Origin of the sequence: Streptomyces sp. NPDC047853, from assembly GCF_043204535.1 — a bacterium.
Classification (GTDB): domain Bacteria; phylum Actinomycetota; class Actinomycetes; order Streptomycetales; family Streptomycetaceae; genus Streptomyces.
In genome coordinates this window covers 195,071-208,260 of record NZ_JBIDCI010000008.1, presented here as the reverse complement: position 1 = coordinate 208,260, position 13,190 = coordinate 195,071, and the positions used below count along the sequence as shown (strand labels likewise).

Here is a 13,190-nt window from a genome sequence, read left to right as displayed (position 1 = left end):
CCGCCCGATCACACGTAGAGAGAATCGGATGCGCATCAGAAACACGAGCCTCGCGCTCGTAGGCTCCGCGATGGTGGCCGCCCTGGTCACCGCCTCGCCGGCCGTCGCGGAATCCACCCCCACACTTCCCCAGCCCTCGCTCACCGGTGTCCTCGCCGTGCAGAAGCAGGCGATGGCCGCCGGGGCGCCCGGCGCCCTCACCCGGATCGACTCCGGCTCCGCGGTCTACCGGCTCTCCATGGGCAAGGCGGACCGGGCTGCCGGGACGGACATGGACGCCGACCGCAGGTTCCGGGTCGGCAGCGTCAGCAAGAGCTTCACCACCGTCGTGCTGATGCAGCTCGTCGCCGAGGGCCGCCTCGACCTGGACGCGCCGGCGAACGACTACCTTCCCGAGGCACTGCCGGACGACCGCATCACCGTGCGCCACCTGCTGAGCCACCGCAGTGGACTGTGGGACTACACGAACGACATGTTCTACCACACCGTTCCGGGCTTCGAGGCCGTGCGGAACAAGGTGTTCACGTACCAGGAGCTGATCGACCTCTCGACCGCTCACGCCCCGACCAACGAGCCCGGTGCCGCCTACAGCTACTCCAACACCAACTTCGTGGTGCTGGGGCAGATGATCGAGCACCTCACGGGTCAGCCGATGGCCGCGCAGTACGAGCAGCGGATCTTCAAGCCGCTCGGCCTGCGGAACACCTCGTACGTGCACCCGCGGACGACCCTCACCGGTTCGTACGCGCGGGGCTACGTCCGCGAGGACGACACCACGCTGCCGCTGGTGGACTCGACCGAACAGACCGTCTCCTGGGCCCAGTCGGCCGGCGCGGTCATCTCCAGCTCCTCCGACCTGAACCGCTTCTTCGCCGCCCTCGTCACCGGCAAGCTCGTCGCTCCGGCGCAGCTGCGGGAGATGATGAGCCTGGTCCCGGTCAACGCGGACGGCACCCAGTCCTACGGACTCGGACTGCGTGGCCGCAAGCTCTCCTGCGGCGTGACCGTCTACGGCCACACCGGCACCGTCCAGGGCTACTACACCTACGCGTTCACGACGGCCGACGGCAAGCGCCGGATGACGTCGATGGCCAACACCTCCAACAACGGCACGGTGAACACCATCCTCGGCGGGACCCTCGAGGCCGCGTTCTGCGGCACCGACCCGACCCGTGCGAGCACCCTCGCCCGCTCCGCCGCCGGCGGGGGCGTCACCGAGGACATCGCTCCGCAGGTCGTACGGCACTGACACGGTCCCGCCGGGTGACCGGGAACGGTCGCACGCGGGGCGCCGGCCGACGGCCGAGCACGGCCCGGCCCGCCGGTACCGCTCACGGGCGGTACCGGCGGGCCGGGGCGGTCGTGGAGCCGGCGGGCGCTGCCGCTCAGGGCCCGGGACGGTCCTCGACGACGGCCTTCCCGCGACCGCACCGCCCGCCGTCCGCCGCCCGTGGGACGCGCGGCGTCACTTCAGGTGCCGGTCCAGGAACCGGCATCCGTCCTCCAGCTCGAACCACGGGGTGCCGGTGTGCCCTCCCGTATTCGCGTGCAGCGTCTTCTCCTCGCTGCCGAAGGCGTCGAACAGCTCCAGGGCGCGTTGCCGGGGGTTCCCCTCGTCGTCCCACTGCAACAGGAACAGCAGCGGAACGGTGACCCGCCGGGCCTCCTCGCGCTGGGCGCGGGGCACGTACCCCCCGGCGAAGAAGCCCGCGGCCGCGATGCGCGGCTCGGCCACCACCAGCCGGATGCCGAGGGCCGTCCACCCCCCGGAGTACCCGACCGCTCCGCCGGTGTCGGGCAGTTCCAGGAGGGCGTCCAGTGCGGCCCGCCATTCCGGGACCGCGTTCTCGACCAGCGGGCCGATGACGGACTCGAAGATCTCGTCGACCGGCTCGCCGGCCCGCATCGCCCGCCGAAGGTCGGCACGGGCCCGCTCGTCCGCGGCGGACCGAGGACGGTCACCGCACCCGGCGGCGTCGATGGTGGCCACCGCGTAGCCGCGCGCCGCGGTGTACCTGGCCCGGGCCACCAGCCGGGGGTCGGCCTTGGGCAGACCGTTGTTGTGGGCCATGAGGACCAGCGGGGCCGGCGCGGATCCGGACGTCCACAGGGTGCCGGGGATCTCTCCGAGGGTGAACTCGCGCTCGAGGACGCCGTCGTCCAGGCGCCGCTCGGAAGTGAACTGCATGGTCGTGCCTTTCGGGAGTGCGCGTGAACGGCGCTCCCGGGCGACCTATCGCCCGACCGTGACCCCGAAGGGGAGCACCCATGTCGATACTGCGTTCACGGGTACCACCTCCTCCTGCATCCGCACGGCCTCGGGGAGCGTAGCAACGGCCCACCGCGGCCCGCCAACGCATTCTTCGCGCAGACGCCGCGGCCCGCCTCCCACCGGTCCGGCTCGCGCCTGTCACAACGGGCGGGTCCGACCGGTCCTCTTCACGGACGACCGGTCCCGCCTCGCGGGCGACCGGTCCTTCTCCAGGACGCCGACAGGAACAGAGGACACCGTGCGAGAGATCTTGATCGTGGGCGGCGGCTACGCCGGCTTCTACACCGCGTGGGGCCTGGAGAAGAAGCTGCGCCGGGGCGAGGCACGGGTCACCGTCGTCGACCCTCGCCCCTACATGACGTACCAGCCGTTCCTGCCCGAGGTGGTCGCCGGGTCCGTCGAGGCGCGGCACGCGGCGGTGTCGCTGCGCCGGCACCTGCACCGGACCCGGCTGATCGCGGGCTCGGTCACCGAGATCCGCAACGCGGCGCGCACGGTCACGGTCCGCCCGGACAGCGGGCCGGACTTCGACCTCCACTACGACGTCCTGGTGGTGACGGCGGGCGCGGTCACCCGCACCTTCCCCATACCGGGGCTGAGCGAGGAGGCGTACGGCCTGAAGCACGTCGAGGAGGCGGTGGCGATCCGCGACCGCCTGCTCACCTCGTTCGACCGCGCGGCGACCCTGCCGCACGGTCCGGAGCGCCGGAAGCTGCTGACCGTCACCGTCGTCGGTGGCGGCTTCTCCGGCGTGGAGGGCTTCGGGGAGCTGCTGGCCCTGGCGACGGCGCTGCTGCGGCGCTACCCGGAGATCGGCGCGGAGGAACTCTCCTTCCACCTGGTCGAGGCGCGGGGACGGATCCTGCCCGAGGTCACCGACGGTCCCGGCGAGTGGGTGGTGCGGTCGCTGGAGAAACGGGGCGCGCGGGTCCACCTGAACACCCAGCTCGTCTCCGCCGAGGACGGACACGTAGAGCTGTCCGACGGCGTCGCCTACGACTCGGGTCTGATCGTGTGGACGGCGGGCAACGCCGCCAACCCGATCGTGCACAACCACACCGACCTGCCGGTGGACGAGCGGGGCCTGCTCACCGTCCGCGCGGACCTCAGGGTCGGCACGGACACCGAGGCGGTGCCGGACGTCTGGGCCGCGGGCGACGACGCGTCGGTGCCGGACCTCGCGGTGGGGCGTCCGGGGGCCCGTACGGTGCCCAACGCGCAGCACGCGGTCCGCCAGGGCAAGCGCCTGGCGAAGAACATCCTGGCGTCGCTGCGCGGCCGGCCGACCAAGGACTACGTGCACCGCAGCCTGGGGGTGGTGGCGACCCTGGGGCTGGGGCGGGGCGTCTTCCAGTACCGACGCCTGGTGATCAAGGGGTTCCCGGCCTGGCTGATGCACCGCGGCTACCACGTCCTCGCCGTACCGAGCTGGGAACGCAAGGCCCGTGTCCTCGCCGTGTGGATCACCGCCGCCCTCTTCGGCCGGGACATCGTCTCCCTCGCCTCGGTCCAGCGCCCACGGGAGGCCTTCGTCTCCCACGGGGCCCCACGGCCCGGCGAGGGGGCCACGAGCGCCGGCGCCGAACGAGGCGACCGTGACAGGGCTCGGCACTGACTCCGCGGGGCGTGGTGGGAGCGGTGTCACAACCCGTGCCCCTGCCCGGTCCACCTTCCATACCGACAAGAAGAAGAGGACACCGTAGCGACCGCTGCACGCTGGGCGTGGCACCCCGCGGAGGGCGGCCCGCGCCCGCCGCCGCGGCAGTGGCGCCCGAGGTCCGTTCGAGTGGAGGCAGCGACATGGAACACGCCGGTGAGGCGGTGCCGATCGCGGAACTGCTCGACGAGCGACGGCACTTGCTGGAGGTCGCCCACTGGATGCTGGGCAGCCGGGTCTCGGCCGAGGGTGTCGTCGACGAGGCGTACCGCCAGTGGTACGGGCTCACGGACGGGCAGCGGGCGCGGGTCACCACGCCGAGGGCCTGGCTGACACAGGTGGTGGGCGGCATCTGCCTGGACCGGCTGACCCTGCCCGACCGGGGCGAGGAAGCACGGCGGCCCCGGCCGGACACCGAGGTCCGGGAGACGGGGGTCGAGGACGAGGCCAGTGCGGTGCTGTTGCGGGCACTGGAGTCCCTCGCGCCGGCGGAGCGGGCGGCCTTCGTGCTCAACGACGTCTTCGGGGCCTCGCCGGGCACGGTCGCGGGCGTCGTCGGGCAGTCGGAACCGCAGTGCGCCGAGCTGGCGGACCGGGCCCGCCGGAGCCTGCGCGCCCAGGGCGCACACCCCACCTCGCCCCGCAGGCACGCAGAGGTCGTGAACGCCGTACGGCAGGCGTGCGCCGACGCGGACAGCGGCCGGCTGGCTTCCCTGCTGGCCCCCGACGCCACCGCCTACTTCGACGGGGGCGGCAAGCTCCGCGCCCTGAGCCGTCCGGTCGACGGCGGCGAACGGGTCGCCCGGAGCCTGTTGACGCTGCTCTCCCGCCACCCCCGCACCACCCTGGACACCCACTCCGTCAACGGGCGCGCGGGCCTCGTCGCCCGCTACGACGACCAGGTCGCGGCCGTCATCACCCTCGACATCGCCGGCTCGCACGTGGTGCAGGTCTGGGTGGTCCTCAACCCCGACAAACTGCGCGAGTGGAACCGCCCGCGCCCCTCCGACGCCTGAGACGCGGGCGCCTTGGACGCAAGTGGCCGAGACGCGGGCGCCTGACAGGCGGGTGCCTGAGACGCAGGTGTCCCGGCCGTCGGGGTCAGGCCGCCGCGTCGTGGTCGACGCGCACCGCCGAGACGTCCAGGGTGAGGGTCATCCCGTCACCGTCGAGGACACCGCTCGCGTCCGGTGCCGTGCTCCGGTTGAGCCCCCAGTCCCACCGGCGCAGGACCGCGGAGGCCGAGAAGTGGACCCGGTGCTGCTCCTGCGCGTCCTCGCCGACGCCGCCGAAGACGACGTCGACGTCCAGCGGCAGTTCCAGGTCCTTGACGCGCAGGGTGCCCGCCAGGCGGAACGCACCCCCGCCCAGCGACACCGTCCGGGTGGAACCGAAGACCATCAGCGGGTACGTGGCGGAGTCGAGGAAGCCGGGCCCGCGCAACCGCGCGTCGCGTTCTTGCACCGCCGTGTCGAGGCTGTCGGTCTGCACGCTCAGGTAGGCCTCGGACCTCACCGGCGCCGAGCCGTCGAGCTTGAGCAGGCCCTCGAAACGGTCGAACGTACCGTGGACGTCGGAGAGCGCGGCGTGCCGGACGGAGAAGCCGATCGTGCTGTGCGTCGGGTCGATGGTGTAGACACCGGTGGCCGCCGCGTAGGAGTCCGTGCTGTGCAGCGCGGCCCGGTGACGGTGGAGGAACATGATGGTGGCCTTCTGTGAGGTCGCGGGGGTTCGGTGACCGGCACACGCCCGCACGGCGGCGCCGGCCACCCCTGGACTCCCGTCACCGGGCAGCTCGGTCCCGGCGGCGCGGGGCCCGTGGACCGGCCGGGTGCGTCGGCGTCCACATCCGGAATGACCGGATGCGGTCGTCTTCTGTGACAGGTGCGGGACGCGCTCGCCGGCGGGGCGGACGGGCGAGCCGTCAGGACACGAGGGTGATGGTCGTCGGCGTCCCCTTGTCGGCCATGCGCGCGTACGGGCACAGCGAGTCGGCCTTCTCCAGCAGCGCGGCCGCCACCTCCCTGGTGACGCCGGGCCACCGGACCACGAGGTCGACGCTCAGCAGGTAGCCCCCGTCCCCGGGGTCACGTCCGAAGGCGACCGTCGCCGCGACGGAGATCTCCGCGGGGTCGAGGCCCTCCTGCCGCGCCACCAGGGCCAGCGCGCCATGGAAGCAGGCCGCGAACCCGGCCGCGAACAGCTGCTCCGGGTTTGACCCGCGGCCGTCACCGCCGAGCTCCGCGGGCATGCGCAGTTCGAGGTCCAGGACTCCGTCGGCCGAGCGGGCCCTGCCGGACGCCCGCCCGTGCGCGGCCACACCGCCGTGCACGGTCACGGTGGTCGTGTAGAGGGGTGAGAACGTGTCCCCGTCGAAGTCCTTCTCGGTCGACAGGGAGGGCAGCGGGATCCGTTCGGTCACGGCAAGGCTCCGATGGCGTCGTGGTGCGTGTCCCGGCGCGGGGCCGGGGACACGTGCACCGGGGATGGCGCTGGTCCGGGTCCGGACTCCCGGGTGACCGATCAGCCGCCGTTCCTGTGACATGCGCCCGACGCCGCGGGCAGCGGCCGCGGCGGGTCAGCCGCTCAGGGACGCCACGTAGGGCGACAGCTTGGCCGGGTTCATCACCCACATGATCCGGTCGATGCCTTCGGCGGAGACGTCGACGGACAGCAGGGCCACGGCCGTACCGCCCGCACGGACCAGCACCGCGGGCCGACCGTTCGCCTCGACCCAACGGGTGTCCGCCTGCGGCCAGAACCGGGGCGCGAAGGCAGCGAGGTAACGGGAGACGTGCGGGCGCCCGACCACCGGGATCTTGGACGCGCCCCTGATCCCGCCGCCGTCCGCGTAGCTGACGACGTCCGCGGCGAGGACGTCTTCGAGCACCGTCAGATCGCCGGTCTGCGCGGCGGAGAGGAACACCTCCAGCAGGCGCCGGTGGGTCGTGGGGTCGACACGCTCCCTGCGTTCGTCGGTCAGGTGCCTGCGGGCTCTGCTCACCAGCTGGCGGGCGTTGGCACCGCTGGTCTCCAGGATCGCGGCGATGCGGTCGTAGGGGTAGTCGAACGCCTCCCGCAGCACGTAGGCGGTGCGTTCCACGGGGTTCAGCTTCTCCAGCAGGAGCAGCACCGCCATCTCGACGGCCTCGGCGCGCTCCGCTCCCAGTTGGGGGTCCTGCGCGGTGTCGACCGGTTCGGGCAGCCACGGACCGACGTAGGTCTCCCGGCGCACCCGGGCGGACTGGGCGAGGTTGATGGAGAGGCGGGTGGTGACGGTGGTCAGGAAGGCGCCTGGCTCGTGAACGGCGCCGCGGTCGGTGTTCTGCCATCGCACCCAGGTGTCCTGGACGACGTCCTCGGCCTCGGCCGCGCTGCCGAGGATGCGGTAGGCGATGCCGAAGAGCCGGGGGCGTACCGCAAGGAAGTCCTGCGTCGCATGGTCGAGGGGGTCGGGGTGAGCGCCAGCGTGCATGGATCGTCCCTTCTCGCGTGGCACCGGACATGCTACAAGCGGGTCCTGACAACCGTGTCAGCGGGCACACCGTGTGATGTCGGCGGCCCGTCGTGGCCGGGGGTAAGGCCGCCCACCTGCTCAGAGGTGCTCCTCGGGGACGGTTCCTCTCTGCCACTGCTGCAAACGGTGTCACAGTGTGCTAGGTTCATGGCAGTGCTCCGGACACCGGTGGACGGTACCCGAGGAGGGCCCGGAGCACGTGCGCACCCGCCTCAAGAGCCGAGCGGGTGAGCGCCCCGGGTGTCCCCTCGATCCCCCGTGAGCCGACACCCGGGGCCGCGTACGCCTACTGTGCGCCGTCGCCGCTCTGCCGGCGCAGCCGGCCGAGTCTCTCTGAGGTCTCCCGGATACTCGCGTCGACGGCGTCGAGCGCTTCCCGCAGCATCAGCGCACGCGTCTCCAGCAGAGCCGCCTGGGCGGCCAGGGACACCCCGAGGTCGGTGGTGTCCTCCGGCACGTCCTGGCTTCGAGTGGTAGGGATACCGGACAGCACGGGTGTCACTTCCTTCCTGGCGGCGAGGACTCCGGGCGGCGTCACCCGGCCGTCATGGGCATAGACCGGACAACCTCGGGAGTTGTGACAACCCCCGGTCCGCCGGACGTCTGTGGTGGGGCAGGGGCGCGTCGAGGCGTGAGCGTGGCGTTGGGCAGTTCGGGCGCGGGCAGGCGTTCCCCGCCGTGTCCGTCCACGTGCCCGAACCGGTCGGAGCCCTCCTGCCACGCCTGCCGGGCCCGGACGACGTCCTCGTGGGTACGGCCCACGAAGTTCCACCACATGACGATGTCCTCCCCGAACGGCGGACCGCCCAGCAACACCGTCCTGGTCGGCTGATCCGCGGAGCACGACAGGTGCAGCCGGGTGGTGCCGGGAGGCACGTAACCCAGCTCCGTGGGACGCAGGGCGGCGCCCTCCAGGGCGACTTCGCCGGTGTCGACGAGGACGCCGTGCTCGAAGGCCCCGTCGACGTCGAGGGTCACGGAGGCACCCGCCTCCAGGGTGATCTCCGCGCCCAGCAGGGGCGTGAAGGTGGCCACGGGGGACGCGTCACCGGCCAGCGCGCCCAGGAAGACGCGGGCCAGCCCGCCCGGCAGGGGCACCGGGGCGGGGACGTAGTGCTGGAAGTCGCGGGCGGCGGCGCGGTGCGCCTCGGGCAGCGCGACCCACAACTGCACCCCGTGCAGCACGGTGGTGTCCGCCGTGGAGAACTCCGAGTGGCTGATGCCGAAGCCGCCGGTCATGAGGTTGAGTTCTCCGGGACGGACGAGGGCGTGGGTGCCCATGCTGTCGCGGTGCTCTATCGCGCCGCTGAACAGCCAGCTCACCGTCTGCAGCCCGGTGTGCGGGTGCGGCGGGACCCGCATGCCGCCGGTCAGCGCCACATCGTCGGGGCCGTAGTGGTCGGCGAAGCACCACGCGCCGATCAGCGTCCGCGACCGCTGCGGCAGCGTCCGCCGTACGGTCATGGCCCGCGGACCGCCCAGAGGCACGCTCCGCGCCGTCAGGACCTCCACCCCTCGGGTACGGCTTCCGCCCGAGCGCGGCATTTCCACCGGCCGGGTCTCCAGGTTGCTCATGGTGCTGTGTCCTTACTGCCTGGGCCACGTCCGCGTGTGCCACGTCCGCGTGGGTCGGGTCTGCGTGGGCCGGGTCCGTCGGTGCCGGGGGAGGGGTACCGACGGGCCGGTCACCGGTCGAGGCCGTAGCGCTCACGGGCCAGGGCGACCGAGGACGGGGCGACCTGCCCGGACCGGGCCAGCCGGTCCAGGGCCGTGACCACGATCGACTCGGCGTCCACCTCGAAGTGGCGACGCACGGCCTCACGGGTGTCCGAGAGCCCGAAGCCGTCGGTGCCCAGGGAGTAGTAGTCCTGCTCCACCCACTGGCTGATCTGGTCCGGCACCTGCCGCATCCAGTCGCTGACGGCCAGCACCGGCCCCGGCGCGCCGGCCAGCGCGGCGGTGACGTACGGCGTCCTGTCCTCACCCCGCATCCGTGCCGCGTCCGCCCGCATCGCGTCGCGGCGCAGCTCCGTCCACGACGTCACCGACCACACGTCGGCGTGCACGTCCCAGTCGGCGGCCAGGAGTTCCTGGGCACGGAGCGCCCAGTGGACGGCCGTACCCGAGGAGAGCAGTTGCAGGCGCGGACCGGTCGCGGTGGGTTCGGCGGGCCGGAACCGGTAGACGCCCCGGACGATGCCCTCCTCGATGCCCGGTACCGCGGGCATGGGCGGCTGGATCTTGGGCTCGTTGTACACGGTCAGGTAGTAGAAGACGTCCTCGGGCCGCTCGCCGTACATGCGGCGCAGGCCGTCCCGCACGATCACCGCTATCTCGAAGGCGAACGCCGGGTCGTAGCTGATCGCCGCCGGATTGGTGGAGGCCAGCAGGTGCGAGTGGCCGTCCCCGTGCTGGAGTCCCTCACCCGTCATCGTGGTGCGCCCGGCGGTGCCGCCGACGACGAAGCCGCGGCCCATCTGGTCGGCCAGCGCCCAGAACTGGTCGCCGGTCCGCTGGAACCCGAACATGGCGTAGAAGATGTAGAACGGGATCATGGGCTCGCCGTGGGTGGCGTACGAGGTCGCGGCGGCCGTGAACTCGGCCACGGAACCGGCCTCGGTGATGCCCTCGATGATCACCTGGCCGGTCCTGCTCTCCTTGTAGTAGAGCAACTGGCCGGCGTCGACCGGGTCGTAGGTCTGCCCCAGCGGGGAGTAGATCCCGGCGGTCGGGAACATCGACTCCATGCCGAACGTGCGGGCCTCGTCGGGGATGATCGGCACCCAGCGCGCACCCGTCCGCTCGTCCCGCATCAGGTCCTTCACCAGCCGGACCAGCGCCATCGTGGTCGCCGCCTCCTGGTTGCCGAAGCCCTTCTCCAGCGCCTCGAAGGGCTTCGCGGGCGGCTCGGGCAGCGGCCTCGCGACCACGCGCCGTGACGGCACCGGACCGCCCAGCGCGGCCCGCCGCTCGCGCAGGTAACGCACCTCGGGCGAGTCCGGCCCCGGGTGCCAGTAAGGGACCCGGTCGCCCGCGAGGGCGCTGTCGGGAATGGGAAGGTCCAGCGTGTCGCGCAGCGCACGGAACTGCGCCGTCGTGAGCTTCTTCATCTGGTGGTTGGCGTTGCGGGACTCGAACGCCGAGCCCAGCGTGTGGCCCTTGACCGTCTGGGCGAGCACCACGGTCGGTGCGCCCCGGTGCTCGACGGCGGCCCGGTAGGCGGCGTACACCTTGAGGGGTTCGTGGCCGCCGCGGGAGTTCTCGAACAGCTCGACCACCTGGGCGTCGCTCAGGGAGGCGGACACGGCGGAGAGCACGTCGCCGGTGAAGAACCTCTCGCGCACGTAGGCGGCGTCCCGCGCGGCCAGCGTCTGCAGCTGCGCGTCCGGCACCTCGCCCAGACGCGTCACCAGGTCGCCGGTCGCGTCCTGCGCCAGCAGCGGGTCCCAGGCCTCACCCCACAGGGTCTTGACCACGTTCCAGCCCGACCCGCGGAACCGCGCCTCCAGCTCCTGCACGATCTTCGAGTTGGACCGCACCGGACCGTCCAGGCGCTGGAGGTTGCAGTTGACGACGAAGGTGAGGTTGTCCAGTCCCTCGCGGGAGGCCAGGGTCAGCGCGGCGATCGATTCCGGCTCGTCCATCTCCCCGTCGCCGAGGAACGCCCACACCCGCGAGGCGGAGGTGTCCTTGATGCCGCGGGCGTGCAGATACCGGTTGAACCGTGCCTGGTAGACCGCGCCGAGCGGTCCCAGCCCCATGGACACCGTCGGGAACTCCCAGAGCCACGGCAGCCGCCGGGGGTGCGGGTAGGAGGGCAGGCCCCTGCCACCGGCCTCACGGCGGAAGGCGTTCAGCTGCTCCTCGTCCAGACGGCCTTCGAGGAACGCCCGGGCGTAGATGCCCGGGGAGGCGTGCCCCTGGAGGAACAGCTGGTCGCCCGATCCGTCACCGTCCTTGCCGCGGAAGAAGTGGTTGAAGCCGATCTCGTAGAGCCAGGCCGCGGACGCGTACGTGGAGATGTGCCCGCCGAGCCCCAGCGGCGCCCCGTTGCTGACCATCGCGGCAGCGTTCCACCGGTTGAGCGCGGTGATCCGGGTCTCCGTCTCCAGGTCACCGTCGAACGTCGGCTGGGCGGCGACCGGGACGGTGTTGATGTAGTCGGAGGACAGCAGGCCCGGCAGGGACATCCCGGACCGTGCGGCGAACTCGTGCACCCGTCGTACCAGGTAGACCGCTCGCTCGGGTCCGGCGTTGCGTACGACGGCGTCCAGTGAGGCCTGCCATTCGACGGTCTCCTCGCGGTCACGGTCGGGCAGCTGGTCGAGCTCACTGGGCGCGGAGGCCCCGGTGAGCCGGGACGGGTCATTCATGGCGGCCTTCCTGGCACTGCGTGGCGGTGGGAACGGCGGACGCGGACGGTGCCGCGCAGCAGCCGGTGAGCGCACCGCACGCCCTCGCGAACGGGCGACGCACCACCGTGTTGACAACCCCCATGACCGGACGGCCCCGGATGTTGTGACACGGAGACCGTCGGCCGCCGTCGTCCCACCGTCGGCCGGACCGGGCGATCGGCGTGCTCCGCGTCGCCCACACTCCAGAACACGCGCCGCTGCTCGCACCAGTAACACGGTGTGTAAGGTCGCATGTGCCGGGTCGGACGACCCGCGCAGGTGCTTCCGCTCCGCGCGGAAGCCCTCGACGACGCGAGGGACAGCACATGAGAAAAGTTCGCCTGGGTGATCACGGCCCCGTGGTGTCGGCCCAGGGCTTCGGCGCCATGGGCCTGAGCGGGGCGTACGGAGCCAGTGCCGACGAGAAGGAGGCCGTCGCCACCCTCAACCACGCGGCGGACCTGGGCATCACCCTGTTCGACACGGCCGAGTCCTACGGCCCGTTCGAGAACGAGCGGCTGCTGGGCCGTGCCCTGGCCCATCGCCGTGACGAGGTCCTCCTGGCAACCAAGTTCGGCCTGGACTTCTCCGACGACGGGCAGCCCGGTCCACTGGACGGCCGGCCCGCACACATCCGACGAGCCGTCGAGCGCTCCCTGCGGCGCCTGAACACGGACCGCATCGACCTGTACTACATGCACCGCCTGGACCCGGCCACTCCGGTGGAGGAGACGATCGGCGGCATGGCCGAACTGGTGGCGGCCGGAAAGGTGCGCCACATCGGACTCTCGGAGGTCTCCGCGGACACCATCCGCCGTGCCCACGCGGTGCATCCGCTCACCGCGGTGCAGTCGGAACTGTCGCTCTTCAGCCGGGACCCGCTGGCGTCCGGCGTCAAGCGGACCCTGGACGAGCTGGGCGTCGGGCTGGTCGCCTACTCGCCCATCGGCCGCGGCTTCCTCTCCGGAGCCATCCGCAGCGTGGACGACCTGGACGAGGACGACTCCCGCCGGGAGCTGCCGCGCTTCGCCCCGGAGAACATCGCCGCCAACCTCGAGCTGGTCGACCACGTCCGGGCCGTCGCCCAGCGGCACGGGGCCACCCCCTCCCAGGTGGCGCTGGCCTGGGTGTCGGCCCAGGGGGCGATCCCCATCCCGGGCACCAGACGCCGCGCCTACCTGACCGAGAACGCCGCCGCCGCCGACCTGGTACTCACCGCGGAGGACCTCGCGTCCCTGGACGCGGTGGTCCGGCCCGAGGCCGTACGGGGAGCCCGCTACACCCCGCAGCAGCTGGCGTCGACCAACCGTTGACCCGGGCGGTGCGGGCCACCCGCCCGCAGGCCGGCCG

At 72.3% G+C, this 13,190-nt stretch carries 11 protein-coding genes; 4 read left to right on the top strand and 7 right to left on the bottom strand.

The window, feature by feature from the left end; all coding sequences use genetic code 11:
• Nucleotides 1-28 precede the first annotated feature (28 nt).
• Nucleotides 29-1,249 (top strand): serine hydrolase domain-containing protein, encoded by a 1,221-nt coding sequence (locus ACGF5T_RS17605; RefSeq protein ID WP_366769003.1) that lies wholly within the window; start codon nt 29-31, stop codon nt 1,247-1,249.
• Between the two features lie 216 nt (nt 1,250-1,465).
• Here ACGF5T_RS17605 and ACGF5T_RS17600 read toward each other — a convergent pair whose 3' ends face one another.
• Entirely contained in the window at nt 1,466-2,188 is a 723-nt protein-coding gene (locus ACGF5T_RS17600) for an alpha/beta hydrolase (RefSeq protein ID WP_356611578.1), read from the bottom strand.
• Between the two features lie 322 nt (nt 2,189-2,510).
• On the opposite strand from ACGF5T_RS17600, the gene ACGF5T_RS17595 reads away from it, so the two are divergent.
• Together ACGF5T_RS17595 and ACGF5T_RS17590 are read left to right on the top strand one after the other, a co-directional pair.
• Entirely contained in the window at nt 2,511-3,887 is a 1,377-nt protein-coding gene (locus tag ACGF5T_RS17595) for an NAD(P)/FAD-dependent oxidoreductase (protein WP_366767088.1), read from the top strand.
• Between the two features lie 185 nt (nt 3,888-4,072).
• Nucleotides 4,073-4,945 carry a sigma factor gene (locus tag ACGF5T_RS17590; protein WP_366767087.1) on the top strand — a complete coding sequence of 291 codons (873 nt, stop codon included), beginning with the start codon at nt 4,073-4,075 and terminating at the stop codon, nt 4,943-4,945.
• A gap of 85 nt (nt 4,946-5,030) precedes the next feature.
• Here ACGF5T_RS17590 and ACGF5T_RS17585 read toward each other — a convergent pair whose 3' ends face one another.
• The 6 genes from ACGF5T_RS17585 to aceE form a co-directional block, all read right to left on the bottom strand.
• A complete protein-coding gene (locus ACGF5T_RS17585) occupies nt 5,031-5,630 on the bottom strand; it encodes a YceI family protein (RefSeq protein ID WP_366767086.1) in 600 nt (199 codons plus the stop codon).
• A gap of 223 nt (nt 5,631-5,853) precedes the next feature.
• On the bottom strand, nt 5,854-6,351 hold the full coding sequence (locus tag ACGF5T_RS17580; protein WP_356611584.1) for an Ohr family peroxiredoxin: 498 nt from the start codon (nt 6,349-6,351) through the stop codon (nt 5,854-5,856).
• A gap of 156 nt (nt 6,352-6,507) precedes the next feature.
• Complete coding sequence (locus ACGF5T_RS17575) at nt 6,508-7,404, bottom strand: RNA polymerase sigma-70 factor (RefSeq protein ID WP_366767084.1); 897 nt, start codon at nt 7,402-7,404, stop codon at nt 6,508-6,510.
• A gap of 328 nt (nt 7,405-7,732) precedes the next feature.
• On the bottom strand, nt 7,733-7,939 hold the full coding sequence (locus ACGF5T_RS17570; RefSeq protein WP_356611588.1) for a hypothetical protein: 207 nt from the start codon (nt 7,937-7,939) through the stop codon (nt 7,733-7,735).
• 41 nt (nt 7,940-7,980) lie between these two features.
• Complete coding sequence (locus ACGF5T_RS17565; protein ID WP_366767083.1) at nt 7,981-9,021, bottom strand: pirin family protein; 1,041 nt, start codon at nt 9,019-9,021, stop codon at nt 7,981-7,983.
• Nucleotides 9,022-9,131: 110 nt separating this feature from the next.
• Nucleotides 9,132-11,819: a pyruvate dehydrogenase (acetyl-transferring), homodimeric type gene (aceE, locus tag ACGF5T_RS17560; protein ID WP_361013279.1), complete on the bottom strand. Its 2,688-nt coding sequence runs from the start codon at nt 11,817-11,819 to the stop codon at nt 9,132-9,134.
• A 347-nt stretch (nt 11,820-12,166) separates the two neighbouring features.
• On the opposite strand from aceE, the gene ACGF5T_RS17555 reads away from it, so the two are divergent.
• Nucleotides 12,167-13,153, top strand: coding sequence for an aldo/keto reductase (locus ACGF5T_RS17555; protein WP_366767082.1), 987 nt, complete (start codon nt 12,167-12,169; stop codon nt 13,151-13,153).
• Nucleotides 13,154-13,190 lie beyond the last annotated feature (37 nt).